Below are 24,782 nucleotides of genomic sequence, written 5' to 3'. Positions count from 1 at the left end.
TCGGCCGGTCGGAAACGACCGAATGTGGGACATGGGCTGTGGCGGATGCCAGTGACGGTGGCTCTGCGGGGCGGCTGCCGGGGCAGGTCCCTGTTTGGGCAGTTCATGTCCCAGTTCCGGTGAGGCATGTCCCAGTTTGTGCCGTTTCGGCCGGTAGAAAACGACCGAATGTGGGACATGGCCTGTCGGAAACGACCGAATGTGGGACATGACCTGCCCGAAACGACCGAATGTGGGACATGGGCTGTGGCGGATGCCAGTGACGGAGGCTCTGCGGGGAGGCTGCCGAGGCTCAGAAGATGATGGTGTGGTTGCCGTGGCGGATCACGCGGTCCTGCGCGTGCCACAGCACCGCGCGCGAGAGCACCTGGCGCTCGACGTCGGCGCCGCGACGCGCGAGCTCCGTGACCGTCTCGGCGTGGGTGACGCGGATGGTGTCCTGCTCGATGATCGGGCCCTCGTCGAGGTCGCTCGTGACGTAGTGGCTGGTGGCGCCGATGAGCTTGACGCCGCGTTCCTTCGCCTTCTTGTAGGGCTCGGCGCCGATGAAGGCGGGCAGGAAGGAGTGGTGGATGTTGATGACCGGCACGCCGAGCTGCTCGAGGAACTCGGGCGACAGGATCTGCATGTACCGCGCGAGCACGACGAAGTCGACGTTGCCGACGAGGAGCTTCAGGATCTCCGCCTCCGACGCCGACTTGTCGGGGCCCGTGACCGACGGCACATGGAAGAACGGCACGCCGAAGCTGCGCACATCCTCGGCGGTGGTCGTGTGGTTGGAGATCACCATCGGGATGGTGACGGGCAGGTCGCCGCGGCGGTGGCGCCACAGCAGGTCGAGCAGGCAGTGGTCCTGCTTGGATGCCAGGACCGCCATCCGCTTGGGCACCGACTGGTCGGTCAGCGACCACTCCAGTTCGAAGTCGGCGAGGGTCCGGTCGATCTCCGCCTCGATCTGCGGCCGGTCGGCGGCGAAGTCGGGGCGGTGGAACACCACCCGCTGGAAGTACGCGCCGCCGCGCGGGTCGTCGGAGTACTGGTCGAACGCGACGATGTTGCCGCCGATGCGCGTGATCATCGCCGAGACGGCGGCGACGATCCCCGGAGTGTCCTTGCCGTGCACGATGAGGCAGGCGTGAGCGGGGAGCAGGTGCGGGTTGTGCACGGGAGGCATGCATCGATTCTGCCGTGTCCGAACGGATGCCACGGCATCCGCCCGTCGCCGGGGCGTCGCGCGCCCGCCGCTAGCGCACCCCGCGCATGAGCGACAGGACGGGCTTGACCGCCAGCAGCAGGGCGACGCCCACGCCGATCGCGAGAAGGCCGAGGGTCGCGAAGTAGGGCACCTCGTTCTCGGGGTCGTAGAGGGTGGCCAGCTGACCGGCGACAGCCGTGCCGAGCGACACCGACAGGAAGAACAGCGCCACCATCTGGGTGTGGAAGCGCTCCGGGGCGAGCTTCGTCGTGACCGACAGTCCCACGGGTGAGAGGAGCAGCTCGGCGATCGTGAAGACGAGCAGGATGCCGACGACCGCCAGCAGCGGGGTCGAATTCGCCCCGCCGCCGGCGAACGGCAGGAACAGCAGGAACGCGGCGCCCATCACGATGGCGGACAGGCCGAACTTCACCGGCGTCGACGGCTGGCGCGAGCCGAGCTTCGTCCACAGCCAGGCGAAGACGCCCGACAGCACGATGATGAAGATCGGGTTGATCGACTGGATCCACGGCACCGGCATCTCCCAGCCGAAGAGGTTCCGGTCGAGTCGCTGGTCGGAGTAGAACGTCAGCACCGTGAACTGCTGCTGGTACAGCGACCAGAACGCGACCGACGTGAGGAACAGCGGCAGGAAGCCCCACACGCGCGACCGCTCGACCGACGTGATGGCGCGGCTGGTGAGGATGACGGCGAAATAGGCGATCGCGGCGCCGATCACGGCGACGATCACGACGAGCGCGAGATTGTCGGCGCGGATGACGCCCACGAGCACGAGCACGACGATCAGGGCGACGCCCGCCACGGCGACACCGATCATCAGCGGGTAGCGCTGCCGGGGGAGCGGGTTGGGAACGAGCGATGCCTCGGCGGGGAGCGCCTTCCGGCCGAACGAGTACTGCAGGAGGCCCGCGGCCATCCCGACCGCGGCCAGTCCGAAGCCCCAGTGGAAGCCCAGTCGATCCTGCAGCAGACCGGTCAGGAGCGGACCGGCGAACGCCCCGAGGTTGATGCCCAGATAGAACAGGGAGAAGCCGGCATCCCGTCGGGTGTCCTCCGGCGCGTACAGAGTGCCGACGACGCTCGTCGCGGTCGCCTTGAGGCCTCCCGAGCCGATCGCGACCAGCACGAGTCCGACGCCGACCCCGAGGAACCCGGGGAGGAGCGCGAGCGCGATGTGCCCCGCCATGATGACGATGGCGCTCAGGAACAGCACGCGCTCGGCTCCCAGCAGCCGGTCGGCGATCCACGCGCCGAGGATCGTCGACAGGTACACGGCGCCGCCGTACGCCCCCACGATGCTCGCCGCGACCGTCTGGTCGACGCCGAGACCGCCGTCGGACACCGAGAAGTACAGGTAGATGAGCAGGATGCCCTGCATGCCGTAGAAGCTGAAGCGCTCCCACATCTCCACGCCGAACACATGGGCGAGCGCCCACGGCTGCCCGAAGAAGCGCGTGTCACCGGCATCCCGTGCACCGGAGTCTCGGGTCGCCGCGTCGCGGGCCGAAGTGCCGGGCGTGTTCCCCGCCGACGCCGTCTCGGGGCCGACGGGCTTCTGACTGCGGTTGTCGTCCATGGCATCCACGCTAGCCGCGCGCCCGCCGCCGCGTCAGGAGGCGGACATCTGCCGGCTTACGCGGGCAGCGCCGGATGGGCCTCTTCGGCGGGCCGCGTCGGGATGAACGCGGCCACCACCAGGGCCACCACGGCCGCGCCCCCGCCGAGCAGGAACGACAGGTGGAACGCGGATGCCGTCGGCACCTGCACGTCGCCCTGCGTCGTCGACATGGTCGCCAGCACCGCGCCGATGACGGCCGCGGCCGTGCTCGTGCCGAGCGAGCGGAACAGCGCGTTCAGGCCGTTCGAGGCGCCCGTCTCGCTCTGCGGCACCGACCGCATGATGAGCATCGGCATCGCCGCGTACCCGAAGCCGATGCCCACACCGACGAGGATGTTCGCGACCAGCAGGTGCCACACCTCCGAAGAGAACAGGAGCGTGAAGCCGTAGGCGGCGATGAGGGCGACGGCGCCGAGCACCAGCAGTCGCCGCGGGCCGACCGTGCGCGCGAGCCGGCCGGAGTACGGCGACAGCACCATCATGACGAGGCCCGCCGGCATGATGACCAGGCTCGCGGCCAGGAGCGACAGGCCGAAGCCCGCCGGCGGCGGCAGCTCGAGCAGCTGCGGGTACGACACGTTCGACGCGAACAGCGAGAAGCCCATCGCGATCGAGGCGATGTTCGTGAGCAGCACCGGCCGTCGCGCGGCGACCCGCAGGTCGAGGAGGGGTTCGGCGATGCGCAGCTCGTACCAGCCCCATACGAGGAGCACGACGATGCCGCCGATCCCGAACGCGAGCACCGGCGCCGACGTCCAGCCCCATTCGTTTCCGCGCGAGATCGCCAGCAGGATGCCGGTGAGCCCGACGGCCAGTCCGGCGGCTCCCGCGTAGTCGAAGCGCCCGGCCGTGCGCAGGACGCTCACGGGCACGATCCAGAGGACGAGTCCGAACACGACGACCCCGAGGCCCGCGGACATCCAGAACAGCGCGTGCCAGTCGGCGTACTGCGTGACGAGGGCGCTCAACGGCATCCCCAGCGCCCCGCCGACACCCAGCGTGGCGCTGATGAGCGCGATCGCGCCGTCGACGCGGTTCTCGTGCAGGATGTCGCGGAGGATCGAGATGCCGAGCGGCACGACGCCCGTCACGGCGCCCTGGAGGCCACGGCCCACGATCACGCCGATGATGTCGGTCGAGAGGGCCGCGATGATCGACCCGACCACGAGCGCGGCCAGCAGCACCAGCACGATCCGCCGCTTGCCGTACATGTCACCCAGGCGCCCCGCGATCGGCGTGACGACGGCGGCCACCAGGAGCGTGACGGTGACGACCCAGGCTGTGTCCTCACGACTCGCGTGGAGGAGCTCGGGCAGTCGTGCCTGGATCGGCACGACGAGCGTGAACATGAACGACGAGCACAGTCCCGCGATGGCGAGGACGGCGACCACCGCGCCCTGCGGCGGGATTCGGGTGAGGCGGCGGCGGGCATCATCCTCACGGTTCACCGATTCAGGCTACCGGGGCGGCGGGGGTGGAGGGCCGGGGCTAGGGTGCTGACATGGCCGACTTCGAAGACGCCACCGCTCCCGAGGGCATCGAGATCCGTGCGCTCGAGACGGTCGAGCAGGTGTTCGCCGCTTCCGAGGTGCTCTCGCAGGTGTGGGGCGGCGACCGCACCGGAATGCCCCCGAACCTGCTGCGCGCACTCGCCCACTCGGGCAACTACGCCGTAGGGCTGTACGACGGCGAACGGATGATCGGGGCTTCCGTGGCCTTCTTCGCCGCCCCGGCGTCCCGCTCGATGCACTCGCACATCACGGGCGTCCTCGACGGCTACCGGTCGCAGGGCCTCGGACGGGTGCTCAAGCAGCACCAGCGCGCGTGGGCGTTCGCGCGCGACGTGGGTCACATCACGTGGACGTTCGATCCGCTCGTCGCCCGCAACGCGTCGTTCAACCTCCGCGTGCTCGGCGCTCGCGTGACGGAGTACCTGACCGACCACTACGGCGCGATGGACGACGGCGTGAACCGCGGTGACGAATCCGACCGGCTCATGACCTCGTGGGCGCTCGCCGCCCCGGCACCGATCCCGGCCGAGGAGACGGTCGTCACGACGGTGGCCATTCCGCGCGACATCGAGCGGCTGCGGCGCGACGACCCCGCCGAGGCCCTCGAGTGGCGCTACCGCGTGCGCGACGCGTTCGGCGGGCTGCTCGACGACGGTTTCGTCGTCGTCGGGTTCGACGAGCGCGGCTATCTCTTCTCGCGCGGTCCGGCGAAGCCGTGATCGGCACCGACTGGACTCCGCATCGGCGCGACGACGGCGAACTCGTCGGCTGGATCGCGCCCGAGGGCGACCAGTGGGTTCCGTTCGATCTGCTGGGCCGCCGCGCGTCGGAGCCGACCGAGTGGCTGGATGCCGAGGCGGTGCTCGAGACGCTCGGCCTCTCCTATCTCGCGGAGCCGTGGATGCTCGAGGGGGAGTCGGACCGTCCCCTCCGCGTGCGGTTCGTCGAGGTCACACCCGAGCGCATCGTCGTCAAGGGCGAGGACTTCGGCGCGATCGACGCGTACGCGCGCCGTTGGGAGCTGCCCTGGCCCGTGCCGCCGACGCTGCGACCGACGCGCTCGGACGACCCCGACGCCTTCGTCATCGGCTGAGCCGTCACGGCGTGCTGTCGATCACGCGCAGGTCGGGGATCGAGACGCGCACGGGTCCGTTCGTGACGCTCGTGGAGGTGTAGACCTCGAACCCGAGGCTGCCCGCACCCTGGAGGCCCGCCGTGGCATCCGTCGCCGTCCGCTGCCAGGTGCTCGGCTCGGTCGCGCCGGTCCACACGCGGGCGCTCAGCTGCGTGGGAGCGGCACCGGATGCCGTGAACCGCAGATTCAGCGGGGTCCCCGCGGTGAGGGTGAGGCCGGTGATCCGGGTCTCGGAGGCGATGGAGGTCTGGGCCCCGCCCGCCGTGACACGCGAGAGGGTGAGGTACACGGCACCTCCCGGAGCGACGCGGATCTTCGCCCAGTAGCGTCCGTCGGCGGTGCGTCGGATGAACGTGGAGACCGTCGTGCCGGTCGAGCCGCCCACGGGAATCTTGTCGAGCACGAACGAGGTGCGCAGGTCGACGTCGGCCGCCGACACGGCGGTGAGCGTCGTCGACGGCACGGCACCGACGGCCGAGGAGATCGTCCCCGACCCGCCGGCGACGGAGAGTGCGGAGTGCGAGCTCCAGGCGCCGCCGACGTCGGCCTGTCCCCAGGAGCCGCTCAGGGTGCGGTCGAACGCGTCGGCCGCGCGCACGGTCGCCGTCCCCGGCGCGGCGACCGTGACGGTGCGGTTCGTGGCATGAGTGGCGCCGTCGTCGTCGGTGACCGTGAGCGAGACGGTGTAGATGCCGGGCTCCGCGTAGGTGTGCGAGCCGCGGTCGCCGGTCGCGGCATCCCCGTCGCCGAAGGTCCACGCGTACGACGTCACGGTGCCGTCGACGTCGCTGGAGGCGCGGCCGTCGTAGGCGCACGTGAGCGCGGTGCACGTGACGTCGGCGCGCGCGACGGGGGCGGTGTTGGGCACCGCGGCGCCGTCGCCGATCGTGAACGCGTCGGTGAACGGCCCCACGGCGTTCTCGAAGTGCGCGGTCATCGTCGTCTCGGTGAGCGTCGCGGAGAGGAATCCGTACGAGGAGTTGAGGTTCTGGCCGCTGAGGGCCGCGAAGTAGGGGGCCTCGGCATCCGCTTGGTCGACGGTGCGGTTCTGCACGCCACCCAGCCCGACGGTGAGGAAGACGGTGCCCGCCCCCTTCGTGAGCGACGTGTCCGCGTCGACGACGCACGCCGCCTCGTACCCGCCGACGGTCAACCGCGTACAGCCGGCACCGTGGGCGAGCTGCTTCGTGCGCTGGTAGAGGTGCTCGTGCCCGGTCAGCACGAGATCGACCCGCTTCGCGACGAAGAGGTCGGCGAGGTCGGCCCCCATCGGGCACGCGTACATCCCCACCGAGAGGCACTGGTAGTGCATGCCGGCGACGACCCAGGGGATGCCGGCAGCCCGCGCGCCGTCGATGGCCGCCGCCGTCCAGTTGTATCGCGCCGAGCCCGCGCCGTAGAACCACGCCGAGGCGCCGTTGAAGGCCATGTTCGGCGAGACCATGACGAAGCGCACGAGCGGGTCGTCCTGCGGATAGTCGACGTAGTACTGCCGGCCATAGGTGCCGACCAGGCCGGGGAGCTGGTTGGGCAGGCACGCCGAGAAGTCGTTGATGTTGCCGTTGCTGCCGTTGTCGTGGTTGCCGGCGATGAGCTCGAACGGGTACCCCGCGCCGACCCGCTCCACCACGTAGTCACAGAAGGTCTGCTCGGTGCCGGTGACCCCGCCCGCGCCGAGCATGTCGCCGAGCGCGAGGGTGAGATCGTTGCCCGACGCGCGCATGCCGCGCAGCACGGCATCCCCGTTGACGTTCATGCCGTAGTCGCCGGCGGCGCTGAAGCTCACCGACGGCTCGGCCGCCTGCGACGGTGGACCTCCGATCGCGGTGCCCGCCGTGAAGAGGAAGGCGCCCGCGATGGCCGCCGCCAGCAGTCGACGCACGGCGGGGAAGCCGCCACTCGGGTGTGCAACGGAGTCGGTCATGATCGTCCCCCCGGAGATCTGATCCCGTCGCGGTCCCCATTGAGCGCGACGCGTTCATGGTCCCGCTCGCGACGGCGTCGGTCAAGGGGGCCACGTATCACCCGGCGCCGCCCGCTCCTCTTCGCAGAAGAGGGACCGCGAGTCGCGTCATAGATGGGCGGGGATCGCGTCTCTCTGATGAGGAAAGGGGATGCCGTGCCCGCACTGTTCGACACCATCGCGCGCCGCTGGCGTGCGCCCCGTCTCCGCCGCTCCCGCGGTCGGCGGAGCACGTTCGTCGCCCCGCGCGACCGGGTGCTCGCTCGCGCCCTGCGCTGAGCGCCAGGCCCCTCTCGTGCGTGTCGGAGGCCGGTGGCAGGCTGTCGGTGACACAGGAGGTCGCCATGAGCAGATTCCCCGACCGTGACGCTACGGCGCTCGTCGTCATCGACATGCAGCGCGGTGTGGTCGCCGGCAACTACGAGGTCGAGGCGGTCACGCGCAACGTCGCGGCGCTCGTCGAGCGAGCCCGTGCCGACGGCGTGCCCGTCGTGTGGGTGCAAGACCACAACGAACTCGAAAAGGGGTCGCCGGAGTGGCAGCTCGTCGACGAGCTCGTCCCCGCGGAGGGGGAAGCGCGCGTCGACAAGATCTACGGAGACTCCTTCGAGGGCACCGACCTCGAAGAGCGGCTCGCCGAGCGCGGCGTCGACCGGCTGGTCGTCGCGGGCGCGCAGACCGACGCCTGCATCCGCTCGACGCTGCACGGAGCGCTGACGCGAGGCTACGACGTCACGCTCGTCGCCGACGCCCACACCACGGAGGACATGCGGGAGTGGGGGTCGCCCGTGAGTCCCGAGCAGTCGATCGGCTACGCGAACCTCTACTGGTCGTTCTCGCGCACCCCCGACGCCGCTGGTGAGGTCACACCGACGGCCGAGGTCGCCTTCACTCGCTGACCGCGACGCGGCAGGGCTAGCCTGAGCGCATGCCGATCGCCCGCCCCGCCGCGCCCGTCACGATCGACGCCGTGGAGTTGCGGGTCCTGCATCTGCCGCTCGTCGCGCCCTTCACGACCTCTTTCGGCACGGAGACCGTGCGTGAGGTGATCGTCGTCCGGGCGCGCACGTCCGCCGGTGACGGGTGGGGCGAGATCGTCACGCAGCAGGCGCCGCTGTACTCCTCCGAGTACACGCAGGGCGCGTGGGACGTGAGCCGTCGGTTCCTCGCTCCCGCGCTGCTGGAGCGGGGCGCCGTCGCGCCGGAGGAGGTCGCCGGCATCCTCTCGCCGTTCGTCGGCCACCGGATGGCGAAGGCGGGCATCGAGCTCGCCGTGCTCGATGCCGCCCTGCGCGCCGCGGATCGCTCGCTCGCGACCCACCTCGGCGCCGTGCGCGACCGCATCCCGAGTGGTGTCTCGGTGGGCATCCAGCGCGACCCGGCCGCGCTCGTCGACACCGTCGCGGGTTATCTCGACGAGGGCTACGCGCGCATCAAGATCAAGATCAAACCCGGACGCGACCTCGGCGACACGGCCGCGGTCCGCGACGCGTTCGGGTCGATTCCCCTCCAGGTCGACGCGAACTCGGCATACACCCTCGCCGACATCGACACCCTCGCCGAACTCGACCGGTTCGACCTTCTCCTCATCGAGCAGCCGCTGCAGGAAGACGACATCGTCGACCACGCGACCCTCGCGGCGCGGCTGCGCACGCCTGTCTGCCTCGACGAGTCGATCGTGTCGGCGAAAGCCGCCGCCGACGCGCTCGCGCTGCGTGCGGCATCCGTCATCAACATCAAAGCCGGCCGAGTCGGGGGCTACCTCGAAGCCGTTCGGGTGCACGACCTGTGCCGGGCGGCCGGCGTGCCCGTGTGGTGCGGGGGAATGCTCGAGACGGGCATCGGGCGCGCGGCGAACGCGGCGCTCGCCGCCCTCCCCGGGTTCACGCTCACCGGTGACGTCTCGGCATCCGACCGGTTCTATCACCGCGACATCGTCACCGCGCCGATCGTCCTGGAAGACGGACACGTGAGGGTGCCGTCGGGGCCGGGCATCGGGGTGGAGGTCGACACCGCCTTCCTCGACGAGGTCACCGTCGACCGCGTCGAGATCCGGCGCTGAGGTGCGCACAACTCCGGAACGAGACGGCGGGTGGCGGCCGCAGGGTCGTCGTCGCCGCATGATCGGAGCGTCGTTCCGGAGTTGTGTCGCGCTCGCCCTGTTCGCCGTGCTGGCGGTGGGTTGCTCCCCGACCGCGGAGCAACCCCCCGCGTCCGCCGACGGCCTTCCCGCCGGCGTCACCGTGGAACTGCGGCAGACGCGCGCCGACGTGGCGGGGCGGCAGGCTGCCGTCGCCGTGCACAACGGCACCGGGAGATCGATCGAGATCGGTGCCGTATCGGTTGCCGATCCGCGGTTCGCGCAGCCCGCCACACGCACCGTCGCGCGCACATCGACCGTGCCGGCGGGCGCAACCGTCGACATCCGAGTGCAGTTGACCGAGGTCGCGTGCGATGCCCCGGCCGACGCGACGGCCACCGTGACCCTCGACGTCCGCGACGCCGAGACGGATGCCATGACGGCACGCACCGCGCCGATCGTCGATGTCGTGCCGTTCGTCGCGGCGCTTCACGAGAACGAGTGCCTGCAGGTCGCGGCCGGACGGTCGGCGGCGGTGAGCCTCGGGAGGTTCACGGCATCCGCGGCGGGGGAACCTGCCCGTCTCGACCTCGACGTCGTGCCCGCTCCCGGTGAGGGGACGCTGCGGATCGTCGGCATCCACGAGACCAACCTGCTCACATTCCCCGGACTCGTCGATGCGGTCTACCCGCTCGATCTCGATCAGACCGGCACCGATCGCAAGCGCCAGTCCGTCGCGCTGCCGCTCCTCCCGGCGCGGTGCGACGCGCGCGGGGTCGTACGACCTGGCCGCGACCCCGGAGCAGCGCGGTGAGATCCTCGCGTGGGTCGCCGCGTGGTGCGGCCTGTGAGGCGGAAATTCGGGGTAACCGGATGCCGTCGACCCCGCGCCGCCCCTAGGCTGACACCGTGACCACTCCTCCGCAGCCTCCGCAGCAGCCCCCGTTCCCGCCTTCGCAGCCGCCCTACGGCGGTCCGACTGCGCCGCAGGCCCTGAACCCGTCGGACGAGAAGCTGTGGGCGACGCTCGTCCACATCGGCGGCATCTTCTTCAGCTTCCTGCCCGCCCTGATCGGCTACCTCGTGCTGAAGGACCGCGGGCCGTTCGTCCGCGCGCACACCGCCACGGCGCTGAACTTCCAGATCACGATCGCCCTCGCCTTCTTCGTCGGCGGCGTGCTCAGCATCATCGGCATCGGCTTCCTGATCATCCTCGCCGCGTGGGTCGTCGACCTCGTGTTCTCGATCATCGCGGCCGTCAAGTCGAACCAGGGCCAGTGGTACACCTACCCGCTGGCGATCAAGTTCATCAGCTGACCGGCGGTAAGTTCAGGGCCTCAGGGCGGAGAACCGGAAGGCCGCGAAGCCTTCGATCGGCAGCACCTCGACCCGGGAGAATCCCGCTCCGCGTGCGTAGCGCTCGAGAGTGGGCTGACGCATCACCGTGCCCGTCGCGACCGAGCCCGGCGTCGACATCGAGTCCGGCAGGCAGATGAACAGGCTGTAGCCGTACATGATGCGCTCGATGTCGTCGCCGGGCGCGCCGTCGCCGGACGGCGCGAACACGTCGGCCACCGCCTCGTCCATCACGACGAGCACCCCGTCCGGCCGAAGTGACCGGCGCACCGCCGTGAGCACCGCGACGGGGTCGGGCATGTCGTGCAGTGCTTCGAACACGAACGCCGCATCGAACGTCCCCTCCCTGCCCTGGTCGAGGCGTTCCCCGTCGAGCAGGGTGAACGACACGGATGCCACACCCTCGGCGTGCATGCGTGCCGCCTCGAGCGACGGGGCGTCGATGTCGAAGCCCTCCACTTTCGCCGACGGATAGGCGCGCGCGAGCGCGATCGTCGACCATCCGTGCCCGCACCCCACGTCGGCGATGCACGCCCCCGGTCGGGAGAGCACGGCATCCACGTCCGGCACGGAGGAGAGCGCCGCTCCGAGGCGCTGCTCGAACCAGGGACGGTTGACGTCGCCCTGCGCGTCACGCGCGTCGGGTCCGAACGCCGCCCACCCCACGCCGCCTCCCGACCGGTACGCGGTGAGGAGCTCGGGGAGGCGCATCGCGGCGGCGGCCATCATCCTCGCCAGCGGCGCCGACGACAGCAGCGAGTCGGGATCGGCGAGCACCGCCGCGCGAGCCGGAGGAAGGGCGAACATGTCACCGTCCGCGGTGAGGATGCCGGCGGTCGCCTGCTGCTCAAGCCACTCCCGGGCGTACCTCGGATGCATCCCGGTGGCCTCGGCCAGCTCGCTGACCGTGCGCGGCCGCTCCACGAGCGCGCGGTACAGGCCCAGCCGATCGCCGACATAGATCGACAGGATCTCGAATCCGCCGACGAGCCGGTGGAACACCTCGTCCGCGAACGCCTCCGCCTCGTCCACCGCGCCTCCTCACCCGACCCGCGACATGGTAGTCCCGCCTGTGCGCCGGTGCGAGAGGGGCAGGCTCCGAGGTGGTGTCAGGCGGAGGCGAGCCATTCCTGCGCGCGAAGCTCGGGCAGCGAGATCAGCCGGTCGAGCAGTGAGTCCGGTCCGTGCGCGATCGTCGCGCCGGTATCGGGCGGTGACGCGACGAAAACCGAGCGATCATCGGTCCAGAGGTAGCTGAGCTCGACGATCGGGAATGGCGCGCCGGGCAGGAAAGTCCGCCCGGACCCCCAGCGTCGGTCGACACCGGCGTAGGCGCATTCGTGCAGTTCTCCCGAGAAGAGCACGTAGTTCAGCCGACCGCGGTGCCAGGTTCCGCTCGGTTCGTCGAAGCCTTCGGAGCGACCGTCATCGCTCTCCGAGAGGAAGCCCGCGTACAGCGCGATCGAGCACCGCGCACGCGGACCGAGAGTGTCGTGCAGGCACTGTTCCAGCAGGAGTCGCTGCTCCTCCGACGCCCGGGCATCGTCCGGACCGTTCTCGTACGGGGGGCGTCCGAGACGCACGCGCTCGGGCACCCACCTCGTACCCGGGTGGAGGATGACTACGCGACGGACCGCCTCTGCCGGCGGCGTCAACCGGTCCTGCTCGATCCACTGCTCGAACCACGTGAGCTCCGTGCGAGAAATCTCGCCGATCATCGTTTCTCCTCCTCGCCGATCGCTGGCCCGCGCGACTCCGATGCTGTCTCAGATCGCACCTGTGGAATACGCGCGCGGCCACTGCCACATTCTGTGACACTGCTGCTCTGTTCAATGAGGGGACGTTGTCATGATAAGGGAAGCCGATCGCGCCATTTCCAGAGTATTGCTGGTGGCGGTGGTAGCAGCGCTGATCTGGTCATTCGCCACGGCTGCGCCCCCAGCCGCGTTGGCGGCGGAGCAGGAGCCGGACGGTTTCGTCATCGGCGAGGCAGTCCGAGCGGACGGGGTCTCGGCTGATGCTCGCGATCGTGTCCACGCGATCGCCGATGGCCGGACCACGCTCGATGCGCTGCACAGCCGTGTCAGGACTGAAGACGATCACGTGTAAGGGGCGCTATGACTACCCACACGCGGGAGATAGTTCAGGCTTCAAGCGAGTGAACGCTCATCTGATCGTGACCTGCACAGGCACCGTGCCGTTGGACGCCCAGTTCACACAGATCACGGCATCTTCGAGAATGACCGACATCACGGGTGGACGCTTGGGCCTCGTGTCAACGAAGTCTGGGCGGGGAAGTTTGCGTGTCGGCGGCGATCTGGCATGTCTCGCTGCCACGCGCAGCTACCAGGCCGTAGGTAGTGTTTCGTTGCTCTTTCCGCCCGGTTACACGCCGGGCGGAAAGAGCGGAGCCAAGAGCGTTATCCGTGACTTCGCGCGGAACCCAAACACCGGCAACTGTGTCTTGAAGTGACGTTGCTTGCGTCGACGCCGAGATTGCGGCGGGATCTTCTCCTGGATCCTGGAACTGGCCAGAGGGTGCTCTAGCACCACCTTGACGAGCAAGCCTCGCGTCCTCAAGCCGGTTCTCTCGCTCCCGCGCGACATGGTAGCCGGTCGCCTGCGGTCGGCCCGTGGGGCCAAGTCCCCGCGGCTAGACTTGACGGATGCCGGAGCGCGCTGCGCGTGCCCCCGGCATCCGCGGGCTTCCGCACCCACTCGAACCGACCATTTGGAGCCACCTGTGGCCGAGCAGTCCCGTCTCGACAAAGTCATCGCCCTCGCCCGCCATCGCGGGTTCGTGTTCCAGGCCGGTGAGATCTACGGCGGTTCGCGTTCGGCCTGGGACTACGGCCCCCTCGGCACCGAGCTCAAGGAGAACATCCGGCGGCAGTGGTGGCAGACGTTCGTCCGCGGGCGCGGCGACATGGTCGGCCTCGACTCCTCCGTGATCCTCCCGAAGCGCGTCTGGGAGGCGTCGGGTCACGTCGCGACCTTCACCGATCCGCTCGTGGAGTGCCTGCACTGCCACAAGCGCTTCCGCGCGGACAACCTCATCGAGGACTTCGAAGCGCGCAAGGGCCGCACCGCCGAGAACGGCCTGGCCGACGTGCCCTGCCCGAACTGCGGCACCAAGGGCCAGTACACCGAGCCGAAGGCCTTCTCGGGTCTCGTGAAGACGTACCTCGGCGTCGTCGACGACGAGTCCGGCCTGTACTTCCTGCGCCCCGAGACCGCGCAGGGCATCTTCGTGAACTTCTCCAACGTGCTCACGGCATCCCGCAAGAAGCCGCCCTTCGGCATCGGCCAGGTCGGCAAGGCCTTCCGCAACGAGATCACGCCCGGCAACTTCATCTTCCGCACGCGCGAGTTCGAGCAGATGGAGATCGAGTTCTTCACACCGCCCGCCGAAGCGCAGCAGTGGTTCGAGCACTGGGTGCAGGCGTGCTGGGACTGGTTCATCGACCTCGGCCTCGACCCCGAGAACATGCGCCAGTTCGACGTGCCCGAGCACGAGCGCGCGCACTACTCCGCCGGCACGATCGACTTCGAGTACCGCTTCGGCTTCCCGGGCAAGGAGTGGGGCGAGCTCATGGGCGTCGCCAACCGCACCGATTTCGACCTGTCGAGCCACATCGAGGCATCCGGTCAGTCGCTGACGTACTTCGACCAGGCGTCCGGAGAGAAGTATGTGCCGTACGTCATCGAGCCGTCGTTCGGTCTCACCCGGTCGATGATGGCCTTCCTCGTCGACGCCTACGTCGAGGAGGAAGTGGCGAACGCGAAGGGCGGCACCGACACCCGCACCGTGCTGAAGCTCGACCCGCGCCTGGCCCCCGTGAAGGTCGCGGTTCTCCCGCTGAGCCGCAACGAGAAGCTGTCGCCGCTGGCGCGCGAGACGGCCGACGCCCTGCGCGCTCAGGGCTGGAACGTCGACTTCGACGACGCCGGCGCGATCGGGCGCCGCTACCGCCGGCAGGACGAGGTGGGCACGCCCTTCTGCGTCACCGTCGACTTCGACTCGCTCGACGATCACGCCGTCACCGTCCGCGACCGCGACACGATGGCGCAGGAGCGGGTGCCGCTCGACGCGCTGCACGGCTACCTCGCCGAGCGCCTCCGCGGCGCCTGACGCCGCGCGCACCGTCGCGGTGCCCGTCGTGTGCCGTCGGTAACTCCTTCGATCTTGCATCGTGCCGGGGGCCTGGCCGCGCTATCGCGCGCCGCCCGGCCACGTCGCTCACCGGATCGAAGGAGTTAGCGACGAACGGCCGCCGGGAGCGAGGCTCCACGACGGCCGTTCCTCCGCGAGAGAGCGGTCAGCGCTTGACGGTCGCCGTCTTCGCGCTCGTCTTCGCGGTGGTCGTGTACCCGCTCCTGCTCGCCGTGACGGTGACCGTGATCCGCTTCCCGGCCCGAGACGACGTGATCGTGTAGGTCTTGCCCGTCGCGCCCTTGATGACCTTGCCGTCCGCCTTCCACTGGTACGTCAGCTTCGAGGGCTTGGGCGACCAGGTGCCCGCGGATGCCGTGAGCTTCTTGCCGACCTTCGCGGTGCCGGTGATCTTCGGCGTCGGTGACGTCGTGAACGGTCGGATGACGACCGCCGTCTTCGCGCTCGTCTTCGTCGTCTTCGTGTAGCCGGCCGCCGTCGCGGTGACCGAGACCGTCAGCCGCTTGCCGACGTCCGTCGAGCTCACGACGTACGTGCTCTTGGTGGCTCCGCTGATGCTGCGATCGTTGGACTTCCACTGGTACGTGAGCGTGGTCGGCACCGGCGACCACGTACCGACGGCGGCGGTGAGCTTCTTGCCGACCTTGAGTGTGCCGGTGATCTTCGGTGCGGGAGCCGCGGCAAACGGCTTGGTGATCGTTCCGGTGTAGGCCGAGGCCACGGTGGTCGAGGTGAACGCGGGGCGTGCGCCGGTCGCGTCGACCCGGATCCGCTGGCCGTCGTCCTCGGCGGTGAGCGTGTACGTGGCGGCGGTCGCTCCGGCGATCGCGGTCTCGCCGCGGTACCACTGATAGGTCACCGTGCGAGGCTTCGGCGTCCAGGCGACGGATGCCGTCAGCGTCACGCCCACGGTCCGCGATCCGGAGATCGTGGGGGCGGGGGTGGAGCTGAACGCGGCGATCGGCAGCGACTTCATGATGAGCTCGCCGGTGCCGTAGGTGTTGTCGACACCGACTGCGCCGCGGTCGGTGGTCTGGGTGCGCAGATACTCGACCAGCTGTGCAGGGCTCTTGGTGTCGAAGCGCTCGAGTGCGACGGCGGCGGCGCCCGCGACGACGGGTGTCGCGGCGCTCGTGCCGTTGAAGCGTCCGCCGCTTTCGAGGGTGTAGGCGCGACTGGTGAAGTTCGACCCGGCGCTCAGCTTGGGGTTGATGCGCCCGTCGTTGGTCGGTCCGCGCGAGCTGTAGCCCGCGATCGTCGTCCCGGCGACGGGGTCGACGGCGCCGACAGCGGCCATACCCTTGTTCTTGCTGTCGATGAACGCCTGTCCGGCGCTGCCGGCGGAAACGGGGGCGTAGATGATGTCGGCGCTGTTGCCTGCGAGTTCGAGGATGTCGCTCGCGCTGCTGCTGCCATTGCGGGCCTTGTAGATGCCGACCTCGATGAGGGAGCCTTCGGTGCAACCCCAGTGGGCGACGCTTCCGTTGCGCATCTCCAGCGGCGCCACGCCCTTCTTCTGGGCGACGTTGTAGTAGCCCGCCGTCGAGCCGCTGGGCCGGATGCGGTAGATGTCGTAGTCGGTCGGGTCGCTCACGCCCCAGTCGCTCCAACGCAGGCGGAAGCTGTCGGAGCACACGACGGTGAGGCTTTCGTAGTACTCGTACACGGTGTTGCCGTCCGCGTCTTTGACGACGGTGCCGTCGTCGGTGCGCACGGGGTGGGCGAACTCCATCCACTTGTTCTTGTTCGTGTCGCGCCACTTGCCGCGCCAGTATCCGCCGACGGCGACCTTCGTGTCGTCGTCCGCGGTGATGAGGTAGGCGCCGGCATTGCCCGCCGCGTTGAACCAGGTCATCCCTTGGGACACGGCGTAGTCCACGAGCTTCGCCGACGTGCCGGTGCCGTCACCGGGACCGTCGTAGAAGCCGCCGAGGGAGCGGCTGATGATCTTGACCTTCTTGGCCGCCAGGTAGTCGATCGCCTTGCGGAGGTCTTCGTTGCTGGCCACCGTGACGAGGTAGAGCTTCGCACCGGGGGCCATGTCGTGGATGGCTTCGGCGACGGCGACGCCGTGCGCACCGCTATCGGCCGACGCGGGCGTGTCGAGGGCGTTGCACGATGCGCCGCCCCAGCGGCAGTAGGTGCCGGCCGCGGCGGGCACTTCGCCCTGAGCGCGGGCGTCGTTCCAAGTGCTGCTGCGGAAGTAGTCGATGATGCCCACCGAGACGCCTGCGCCGGTGAGTCCGAGTCCGTGCCACTGAGCGATCTGGGTCTTGTCGTAGACGTCGCCGCCGTTCGTGCCGACGGTCGCGGGGACCGCGATCTGCGCCGGCTGCGGAACCGCGAAGGTCGGGAGAGCGACGGCGCGAACCGCGTCGGATGCCTCGAGCCTCGCGACCCCCGACGCGGGCACCGAGACCGCGAGGAGGTCATCGGTGACGGGGGCGACGTTCTCGCCGCCGACGGCGGCGATCGCCGATCGGACGGCGGCCTCGTCGTCGAAGGAGACCTCGACGCGGATGAGGTCGCCGTCGACGGTCACCTTCGAGGCGAGACCGGAGGGAAGCCTGCGGTCGTTCTCGAGCGAGTCGACGACGGCGTCCAGCGCTCCGTCGGCGATCGTCGAGGTGTCGGGTGCGCCCGGCGCCGCGGTCGCGGTGCGAACCTTGGGCTGGTCGGTGAGCGGACCGGGAACCGGCATCCCGGTCGTGTGAAGGGTCACGCCCGGGGCGGCCGCAGCCGACACCTCGGATGCCGAGGGCTCGGCGACCAAGGGGACGGCGAGGGCGCCGCCTCCGGTCACGAGGGCGAGGGCGGTCACGACGGCCGCGGCGCGATGCTTCATGAGTGGGCTCCCAGATTCCCGAGCGCACGGAGAACCGCGCAGATGTCGACACCGCCCGCACGGCATCTTCACCACCCTCCCCTACCGCGCGCGGTGGGGCAAGTCCGAATCGACGAGAGGTCAGGAGGTCTTGGCGGCCGCCTTCATCGCGCGCTTGTGCTCGCGCACCTTGGTGAGCGACTCCGGCGAGACGATGTCGGCGACGGATCGGAACGAGCCCTCTTCGCCGTAGGGTGCGGACGCCTCTCGCCAGCCCGTGCCGGTGAAGCCGTACTGCTTCCCCAGCAGGGCGAGGAAGATCTTCGCCTTCTGCTCGCCGAATCCCGGCAGCGCCTTGAGGCGCTTCAGCACGGTGGGGCCGTCGGCATCGCGCCACAGCGCCGAGGCGTCGCCGTCCCAGTCGTCGACGAGCGCCTGGCAGAGGGCTTGCACCCGGGTGGCCATCGAGCCGGGGAAGCGGTGCACGGCGGGGGTCTCCTTGAACACCGCTGCGAGCGCGGCGGGGTCGAACCCGGCGAGCTGTGCGGCGTCGAGGCGGTCTCCGGAGCCGGTTCGCTCGACGATCTTGCGGGGGCCGGTGAAGGCGGTCTCCATCGCGATCTGCTGGTCGAGGAGCATGCCGACCAGCAGGGCGAGCGGGTCGTCGGTCAGGAGGCGGTCGGCGTCGACGTCGCCGGTGATGTGCAGGGCCATGCGTCCATGGTCGCAGGTCGCGGCCCGGTGGGGCAGGGCGGCGGGGTGGGGCAGGGCGGTGGGAGGATGGATGCCATGCCCGACGCCGCCGATCTGATCGCCCACGCGCGGGAGTCCCGTGTCGTCGTCATCGGGGCGGCGGGCGCGATAGCGGCGCTCGAGTGCGCGCGTGTGGGGCTTTCGGTCACGCTGGTCGACGACGAGAGCGGGCCGACGTGGGCCGACCTCGCGGGGGTGGTCGTCGGCGCCGATCTCGACGGCTTCCGCTCCGATGACCCGGCGCTCGCGGCGTTGCACGAGGAGATCGGTGTCACCGGCTCCCGAGAATCGGTCCTGCCGGTCGCGACCTGGATCGGCCGCGTCGACGGCGACGACCCCGCGGTCGCACCGCTGCCCGAGGGAGCGCTCTTCGGCATCCCGGGGAATCCGTGGGACCCTGCGGCCCGGCGCGTGATCGGCTGGGCGGGCACGTGGCGCGCCTATCTCGACCGGCTGCGCCCGCCGCTGACGATCGGGCGCGAGCGCAACCTGGGCGCACTCGTGCGCTCGCGCATGGGCGATCGCGTGTGCGACCGGCTCGTCGCTCCGGTCACCCGTGCCCGACTCGACCTGAGCCCGGACGAGATCGATGTCGACCTGCTCCTCCCCGGACTGAACACGGCGCTGACCCGCACCGGCTCGCTCGCGGGTGCCGTCTCTTCGGAGGGCGAGCCCGCCCCGGCGCGCTCGGTGCTCCGCGACGCGCGGGAGAGGGATGCCGCGCTGGCGGCTCGACTGGAGGAGTTCGCCGTCGTCCGGCGCGCCGACGTGCGCGTGACGGGACTCGCCCGTGCGGAGGGGCGCTGGAGCGTCGCGTTCGACGACGGCACGACCCTCCCCGCCGATGCGGTCATCGTCGCCACGGGGCACGCGCGCGCCCTCGCCCTGCTGGCGGACGTCGCGCCGCTGCCCGAGGTGCCCCTCACCGCGCCCACCGACATCGCGCTGCTCCGGCTCCGCGGTGTGGCGGCCGGTGGCGGGGGCGCGCCGGAGGTCGCGTGCGTGTCCGGCGACGTGCGTCGGATCGTCGACCTGACGGCCGCGCGGCCCGATCTGCGGGCGCGCCTCGCGCCGGATGAGCGCATCGTCGCGGTCGTTCAGCGGGCCACGGATGCCGCGGACGCCCCGGTCGTCGCGGACGCTCTGACGGCCTCGATCGCGGTGTGGGGGACCTCGGTGCGCGCCGCCGAGGTGGTCGCCGCTGCGCGTCTCACCGTCGACGGGACGCTACCTCCGGTCCGCCTCGGGGCCGCCGACGACCTCGACGCGATCCGGGCAGCAGTGCGCGATGTCGAAGGGTTGGGTCTCACGGGTGGGTGGTTGACGGGCGGTGACGAGGCGGCCGTCGCCGCCGATGCGGTCGCGGAGGGCGATCGCATCCGTCGACGCCTCCTGTGGGGCGCCGGGGAACAGCCGCTCTAGCACTCCCGCCACCCTGTGGAAAGGGGGCATGCCGGATTCGGCATACAGGGTTACGCTGGAGGGACGTACGCACCATCGCCACCAGTGTGAGGAGACCCCATGAGGGGCAAGATCGGAATCGTCGTCGGACTCGCGGCGGGCTATGTGCTCGGCTCGCGGGCCGGTCGAGAGCGCTACGAGCAGATCAAGTCGAACTTTCTGAAGGTGTGGAACACCGACCCGGTGCAGCGACAGGTGGGCAAGGTCACGGATCTCGGCAAGTCCGCCGCTCTCGCGCTCCCGAGCGCCCTCTGGGACGGGGCCGTCAAGATCACGAAGGCAGCGACGAAGAACGGCACGGCCGGCCAGCGTCTCGACGCGGCGATCCGCGCCGGGAAGGACTCCGCCGACGAGGTCACGCGTGCAGCCGAGACCACCGCCGCCAGTGTCGAGAAGGCCGCTGACTCCGCCGCGAAGAAGACGACGACGACGCGCAAGAGCACGACCTCTTCGGGCACGGCATCCACGCGTACGAAGAAGTCCTCGGGGAGCTGAGATGACGACGCCTCGCGGCTTCCGCGACCGTGCGGACGACAGTCTCCTCACCCTGTTGGGCGAGGTGCCCGAGCTGGTGCGCAACCTCATCGTCGCCGAGATCGACTCCGCCAAGAAGTGGGCGATGAGCGCGGGCAAGGAAGCCGGTATGGGGGGCGTGTGGTTCATCGTCGCTCTCTTCTTCCTGTTCTGGTCCCTCCCGGCCCTGGGCGCCTTCGCGATCATCGGATTGGCATCGTGGATGCCGGCGTGGCTCGCCAGCCTGATCGTGCTGGTGCTCGGGCTCGTCTTCGTGGCCGTGTTCGCACTGCTGGGCCTCCTCCGATTCCGTCGCCTCCGCCGTCTGCAGAGTCCTGCCAAGGCTGTCGCCACCGACACCCGCATCGTGAAGGACGTCGTCAATGAGTACTGAGATCCCCGCCCCCCGCACCGCCGTTCCGCTCGGCATCACCGATCCGGTCGAAAGGGCGCGCGCCGAGCTCAAGGCCGCTCTGTCGGCGATCGAGGAGAAGACCAACGTCCCCAAGCGGGTTGCGCGGGCGACCGATCGAGGCGTCACGGCGGCACGCCGCTTCCACCGGGAGAACCCGACGGGTGCCGTGGCCGCCGCCGCCGGCATCGCCGTTGCCGCGGGACTCGTGGTCTGGGGATTCGTCCGTCTGTACACGCGCTGAGGGTCGGCGGTCGCGGCGTCCGCGCTCCGGCCGGGGGTAGTATCCATCTACAGGCAGTGGCGATGAGGCGGATGCTGCCGGTGATGCACGCCCGAGTGCACGACCGCGTGTGGCGAGGGCACCGCATTGTCGGGCGCTCTTCGTGCGTCCGATCCGAGCACCACGAGAGTCGACGATGAACGCACACAGCACGGCGAACGCGCCGCAGAAGCCCCTGAAGGGCTGGCGTGTGCTCGTTCCCCGGGGCGGCCCGTGGGGAGACTCCGTCGCGGCGACCCTTCGCGCACAGGGAGCCACGCCCGTCATCGCCCCACTCATCAACTTCGCGCCCTCGACCGACCAGACGACGCTCGAGTCGGCACTTGCCGACCTGGCCGCGGGCGCGTTCGACTGGGTCACTCTGACCAGTGCGACCACCGTCGACGTGCTCTACGCCTACCGGGCGGCGATTCCGGCTTCCACGAAGGTCGCCGCCGTCGGCGAGACGACCGCGACGGCCCTCACGGCCGTCGGCTATCGCGTCGATCTCGTTCCCGACGAGGACAACTCAGCCGCAGGGATGGCCGCACAGCTCATCGCGCTGGAACCGGAGCCCCGCCGCATCCTCACGCTGCGCAGCGAGATCGCCAAGCCGGTCCTCACCCGCGAGCTGTCGGCCGCCGGCCACGACGTGCGCAGCGTCGTCGCGTATCGCACCGTCGGCGTCCCCGTGACCGACCGGATCGCCGCAGACGTGCGATCGGGCCGCATCAACGCGATCCTCGTGACGAGCGGATCGGTCGCCGAGCAGGTGCGGCTGCAGTTCCCCGACATCCCCGCCGACACGGTGATCGCCGCGATCGGACCGCGGACGGCGAAGGATGCCAAGCGCGCCGGTCTCGGCGTCAGCGTCGTGGCGCGCGAGCAGACCGTCAGTGGGCTGATCTCCGCCGTCTCCACCTTCCCGCTCCCGCACGCGACCGACGAGTTCGCCGTCTGAGCGCGGGCCGGTCGGCCCGCACCGGGGGATCGTTGCCGCTCTGTGAGGAAACGCGCAGACGAAACGCGGCAGACTGAACGCATGGTGACTCTGCTGCTCGACTCGGCGCAGCTCGAGGTCGTGCTGTCGCCGATCGAGCGAGCGCTCTCCTTCCGGTCGGCGGGTGTGCGCGTCGATCGCTCCGCCATCGTCAAGGTCCAGCTCACCGACGACGCGTGGACGTGGCTGCGCGGTGTGCCGAGCCCGGGAACGCATGTGCGCGGCATCCTCGCCATGGGCACGTGGAAGTCGTCGGGGGGCGCCGACTTCGTCGTCGTGCAGCGTCGCAAGCCCGCAGTCGTCATCGATCTTGACCCGTCGGTCGGCGGCGGCGCGGAGTTCGAGCGCCTCGTCCTCACGACGCGGCACGGCGTCGCACTCGTGCAGGCCCTCCAGTTGGAGGCCGAGACCGAAGCCGCCGACGTCGTCGACATCGTCGCACCGCATTCCGCTGCGCGGCCACGTCGGACCCGCGCCCCGAAGGTCGCTCCAGTCACGCCCTGAGGGGGCGGTCAGCTGACGTCGCGCCGCCAGCTCACCAGGTATCCGAGCACGAGCAGCACGACGGCGTAGGCCAGGAGCACGAGGCCGCCGATCCACCATTCGAGCGGCTCCGCCGTCGCCCCGCCGGTGGCTCCGCCGAGGCTCGTGTAGAGGCTCGCGCCCACGAGCGCGTCGGAGGTGGCGCCGGGGAGGAAGCGTGCTGCCTCCGAGACGCCGTCGACGAAGCCCGCGACCGTGCGGAGGATCGGCTCGAGGAACTGGGTGAACACGATGACGCCCACGACGGCGGCGACCTGATTGCGCACGAGCGTGCCGATGCCGATGCCGATCAGCACCCACAGCACGAATGCGAGCACGATCCGCCCGAGCATCGCCCAGATGTCGGGGTCACCCAGTCGGGTGTCGATGTCGAACAGCGCCAGGATGCCGGCTCCCGGCCCCACCGTGGAGACCACCGCGACGGCGGCGTAGAGGAGACCCATCAGGATGCCGGAGAGCGCCTTGCCGGTGAGGGCGACCCCCCGCCGCGGCGTTGCGAGGAATGTGGGGGTGAGGGTCTTGTGGCGGAACTCGCCCGTAACCACGAGCGTCCCGATCAGCAGGGGGAAGATGTAGCCGACGGCGGTCGCCAGGCTGTAGATGATCGGCGGCAGGATGTCGGCGGGGATGCTCGGCGTGTTCGCGCCGCTGTCGGGCATCGCGCCCGAAGAGACGGCGCCGAAGACGGCGGCGAGCCCGCCCGCAGTGCTGCCGACGTAGACGATCAGCACGAGCGCCAGCACCCACCACTGGGAGGTGGTGAACTGCTTCGTCAGTTCCGAGCGGGTTGCGCGCGCGAGGCTCATCGCTGCTCACCGCCTTCGTGGTGGTCGTCGGTATGGTCGGCGTCCGGGGTGGCGGCTTCGGCATCCGTTGCAGGTTCGGGTTCGGGCTCCGGTTCGGCGAGCGGCTCCGGTTCCACCTCCGGCTCCGCCTCGGGCTGCGGCTCCGGTTCGACCTGCGGTTCGGCCTCGGGCTGCGGCTCCGGTTCCACCTGCGGTTCGGCCTCGGGCTGCGGCTCCACGCCGACCGCAGGAGGCGCTGCACCTTCGGCGGAGGCGTGCACGCGGACGCCGTTCACGAGGTCGAGGAACACCTCCTCGAGCGCGGGGCCGCGGCGCTGCAGCGTCGACAGGGCGACACCGGCGGCCGCAGCGATCGCGCCGACCGCCGCCGTGTCCGCGCCGCGCACCGTGAAGCCGGTGCGCAGCACCTCGAAGTCCTGACCGGCATCCGTGAGGGCCGCCGCGAGCGCCGCACGATCGGGGGCGTCGACGACGGCGGCGTATTCGTCGCTGGCCGTGAGCTCGTCGATGCGCCCCTGGAAGACGAGCCGTCCGCGCGCGATGATCAGCAGCGCCTCGGCGGTCTGCTGGATCTCGGCGAGCAGGTGCGACGACACGAGCACCGTGCGTCCCTGGCGAGCGAGCTCGCGCAGGAAGCCGCGCATCCATCGGATGCCTTCGGGGTCGAGCCCGTTCGACGGCTCGTCGAGCACGAGCACGCCCGGGTCGCCCAGCAGCGTGTAGGCGAGCCCGAGGCGCTGGCGCATGCCGAGCGAGAAGCCGCCGACCTTGCGCCCCGCGACGTCGGCCAGACCCACCGTGCCGAGCGCCTCATCGACGCGGGATGTCGGAAGCCCGGCGGCGTGGGCGTACACGCGGAGGTGGTTCGCGGCGGAGCGGCCCGGGTGGAAGCTCGACGCCTCGAGCGCCGCGCCGACGGTCTGGAGCGGCTGGGCGAGCTGCGCGTAGCGCTTGCCGCCGATCGTGGCGGTGCCGCTCGACGGGGAGATGAGCCCCAGGAGGATGCGAAGGGACGTGGTCTTGCCCGCACCGTTGGGGCCGAGGAAGCCCGTGACGACTCCCGGCTCGACGCGCGCGCTGAAACCGTCCACGGCGGTCACGGTGCCGAAGCGCTTCGTGACGCCGGTGAACTCGAGGACCTGTCCGTCGGGCATG

25 protein-coding genes are annotated in these 24,782 nt (G+C 70.3%); 15 read left to right on the top strand and 10 right to left on the bottom strand.

All coding sequences use genetic code 11. The annotated features are described in order from the left end of the window. Window positions 1–292: 292 nt before the first annotated feature. The 3 genes from purU to P0Y48_10615 all read right to left on the bottom strand — a co-directional run bounded on the left by purU (window position 293) and on the right by P0Y48_10615 (window position 4,243). Window positions 293–1,174 (bottom strand): formyltetrahydrofolate deformylase, encoded by an 882-nt coding sequence (gene purU, locus P0Y48_10625; GenBank protein WEK12914.1) that lies wholly within the window; start codon window positions 1,172–1,174, stop codon window positions 293–295. A gap of 70 nt (window positions 1,175–1,244) precedes the next feature. Next, a complete protein-coding gene (locus tag P0Y48_10620; GenBank protein WEK15060.1) occupies window positions 1,245–2,621 on the bottom strand; it encodes an oligopeptide:H+ symporter in 1,377 nt (458 codons plus the stop codon). 227 nt (window positions 2,622–2,848) lie between these two features. Next, entirely contained in the window at window positions 2,849–4,243 is a 1,395-nt protein-coding gene (locus P0Y48_10615; GenBank protein WEK15059.1) for an MFS transporter, read from the bottom strand. Between the two features lie 92 nt (window positions 4,244–4,335). Between P0Y48_10615 and P0Y48_10610 the strand changes: the two genes are divergently transcribed. Next, complete coding sequence (locus P0Y48_10610; GenBank protein WEK12913.1) at window positions 4,336–5,064, top strand: GNAT family N-acetyltransferase; 729 nt, start codon at window positions 4,336–4,338, stop codon at window positions 5,062–5,064. Next, complete coding sequence (locus P0Y48_10605) at window positions 5,061–5,438, top strand: hypothetical protein (GenBank protein ID WEK12912.1); 378 nt, start codon at window positions 5,061–5,063, stop codon at window positions 5,436–5,438. The genes P0Y48_10610 and P0Y48_10605 overlap by 4 nt, the downstream gene beginning before the upstream one ends. A 4-nt stretch (window positions 5,439–5,442) precedes the next feature. Here P0Y48_10605 and P0Y48_10600 read toward each other — a convergent pair whose 3' ends face one another. Further along, the gene (locus P0Y48_10600; GenBank protein WEK12911.1) at window positions 5,443–7,404 is read right to left on the bottom strand and encodes a PKD domain-containing protein; all 1,962 of its coding nucleotides are present in this window, start codon (window positions 7,402–7,404) and stop codon (window positions 5,443–5,445) included. A 195-nt stretch (window positions 7,405–7,599) separates the two neighbouring features. On the opposite strand from P0Y48_10600, the gene P0Y48_10595 reads away from it, so the two are divergent. The 5 genes from P0Y48_10595 (at window position 7,600) to P0Y48_10575 (ending at window position 10,840) form a co-directional block, all read left to right on the top strand. Beyond that, a complete protein-coding gene (locus P0Y48_10595) occupies window positions 7,600–7,722 on the top strand; it encodes a hypothetical protein (GenBank protein WEK12910.1) in 123 nt (40 codons plus the stop codon). A gap of 65 nt (window positions 7,723–7,787) precedes the next feature. Further along, window positions 7,788–8,342: a cysteine hydrolase family protein gene (locus tag P0Y48_10590; protein ID WEK12909.1), complete on the top strand. Its 555-nt coding sequence runs from the start codon at window positions 7,788–7,790 to the stop codon at window positions 8,340–8,342. A gap of 29 nt (window positions 8,343–8,371) precedes the next feature. Continuing rightward, a complete protein-coding gene (gene menC, locus P0Y48_10585; GenBank protein WEK12908.1) occupies window positions 8,372–9,505 on the top strand; it encodes an o-succinylbenzoate synthase in 1,134 nt (377 codons plus the stop codon). A gap of 58 nt (window positions 9,506–9,563) precedes the next feature. Continuing rightward, on the top strand, window positions 9,564–10,337 hold the full coding sequence (locus P0Y48_10580; GenBank protein WEK12907.1) for a hypothetical protein: 774 nt from the start codon (window positions 9,564–9,566) through the stop codon (window positions 10,335–10,337). Between the two features lie 95 nt (window positions 10,338–10,432). After that, window positions 10,433–10,840, top strand: a complete 408-nt coding sequence (locus P0Y48_10575; protein WEK12906.1) for a DUF4870 domain-containing protein — start codon at window positions 10,433–10,435, stop codon at window positions 10,838–10,840. A 12-nt stretch (window positions 10,841–10,852) separates the two neighbouring features. On the opposite strand, the gene P0Y48_10570 is transcribed toward P0Y48_10575, so the two are convergent. Next, window positions 10,853–11,911: a class I SAM-dependent methyltransferase gene (locus P0Y48_10570; GenBank protein WEK12905.1), complete on the bottom strand. Its 1,059-nt coding sequence runs from the start codon at window positions 11,909–11,911 to the stop codon at window positions 10,853–10,855. Between the two features lie 77 nt (window positions 11,912–11,988). After that, window positions 11,989–12,597 (bottom strand): hypothetical protein, encoded by a 609-nt coding sequence (locus tag P0Y48_10565; GenBank protein WEK12904.1) that lies wholly within the window; start codon window positions 12,595–12,597, stop codon window positions 11,989–11,991. 130 nt (window positions 12,598–12,727) lie between these two features. On the opposite strand from P0Y48_10565, the gene P0Y48_10560 reads away from it, so the two are divergent. Both P0Y48_10560 and P0Y48_10555 read left to right on the top strand, forming a co-directional pair. Then, the gene (locus P0Y48_10560; GenBank protein ID WEK12903.1) at window positions 12,728–12,988 is read left to right on the top strand and encodes a hypothetical protein; all 261 of its coding nucleotides are present in this window, start codon (window positions 12,728–12,730) and stop codon (window positions 12,986–12,988) included. Window positions 12,989–13,622: 634 nt separating this feature from the next. Next, the gene (locus tag P0Y48_10555) at window positions 13,623–15,011 is read left to right on the top strand and encodes a glycine--tRNA ligase (protein ID WEK12902.1); all 1,389 of its coding nucleotides are present in this window, start codon (window positions 13,623–13,625) and stop codon (window positions 15,009–15,011) included. Between the two features lie 187 nt (window positions 15,012–15,198). On the opposite strand, the gene P0Y48_10550 is transcribed toward P0Y48_10555, so the two are convergent. Together P0Y48_10550 and P0Y48_10545 are read right to left on the bottom strand one after the other, a co-directional pair. After that, window positions 15,199–17,898, bottom strand: coding sequence for a S8 family serine peptidase (locus P0Y48_10550; GenBank protein WEK12901.1), 2,700 nt, complete (start codon window positions 17,896–17,898; stop codon window positions 15,199–15,201). Between the two features lie 120 nt (window positions 17,899–18,018). Further along, window positions 18,019–18,591, bottom strand: a complete 573-nt coding sequence (locus tag P0Y48_10545) for a Fe-S cluster assembly protein HesB (GenBank protein ID WEK12900.1) — start codon at window positions 18,589–18,591, stop codon at window positions 18,019–18,021. Between the two features lie 75 nt (window positions 18,592–18,666). Here P0Y48_10545 and P0Y48_10540 point away from each other — a divergent pair, with 75 nt between their 5' ends. From P0Y48_10540 to P0Y48_10515, 6 genes are all read left to right on the top strand, one after another. After that, entirely contained in the window at window positions 18,667–20,052 is a 1,386-nt protein-coding gene (locus tag P0Y48_10540) for an FAD/NAD(P)-binding protein (protein ID WEK12899.1), read from the top strand. Window positions 20,053–20,151: 99 nt separating this feature from the next. After that, window positions 20,152–20,586 (top strand): hypothetical protein, encoded by a 435-nt coding sequence (locus P0Y48_10535; GenBank protein ID WEK12898.1) that lies wholly within the window; start codon window positions 20,152–20,154, stop codon window positions 20,584–20,586. Window position 20,587: 1 nt separating this feature from the next. Further along, complete coding sequence (locus P0Y48_10530; GenBank protein WEK12897.1) at window positions 20,588–20,998, top strand: phage holin family protein; 411 nt, start codon at window positions 20,588–20,590, stop codon at window positions 20,996–20,998. Beyond that, complete coding sequence (locus P0Y48_10525) at window positions 20,988–21,260, top strand: hypothetical protein (protein ID WEK12896.1); 273 nt, start codon at window positions 20,988–20,990, stop codon at window positions 21,258–21,260. Before P0Y48_10530 ends, P0Y48_10525 begins: the two co-directional genes overlap by 11 nt. A 175-nt stretch (window positions 21,261–21,435) precedes the next feature. After that, window positions 21,436–22,239, top strand: a complete 804-nt coding sequence (locus P0Y48_10520) for a uroporphyrinogen-III synthase (GenBank protein ID WEK12895.1) — start codon at window positions 21,436–21,438, stop codon at window positions 22,237–22,239. An 81-nt stretch (window positions 22,240–22,320) separates the two neighbouring features. Beyond that, entirely contained in the window at window positions 22,321–22,782 is a 462-nt protein-coding gene (locus P0Y48_10515) for a hypothetical protein (protein WEK12894.1), read from the top strand. 8 nt (window positions 22,783–22,790) lie between these two features. Here P0Y48_10515 and P0Y48_10510 read toward each other — a convergent pair whose 3' ends face one another. Beyond that, a complete protein-coding gene (locus tag P0Y48_10510; GenBank protein WEK12893.1) occupies window positions 22,791–23,627 on the bottom strand; it encodes an ABC transporter permease subunit in 837 nt (278 codons plus the stop codon). After that, window positions 23,624–24,781, bottom strand: a complete 1,158-nt coding sequence (locus P0Y48_10505; GenBank protein ID WEK12892.1) for an ATP-binding cassette domain-containing protein — start codon at window positions 24,779–24,781, stop codon at window positions 23,624–23,626. The genes P0Y48_10510 and P0Y48_10505 overlap by 4 nt, the downstream gene beginning before the upstream one ends. Between the last annotated feature and the right edge of the window lies 1 nt (window position 24,782).

The sequence above is a fragment of the Candidatus Microbacterium phytovorans genome (genome assembly GCA_029202445.1).
Lineage (GTDB): Bacteria > Actinomycetota > Actinomycetes > Actinomycetales > Microbacteriaceae > Microbacterium > Microbacterium phytovorans.
This window is presented reverse-complemented; position numbering and strand designations above follow the sequence as displayed.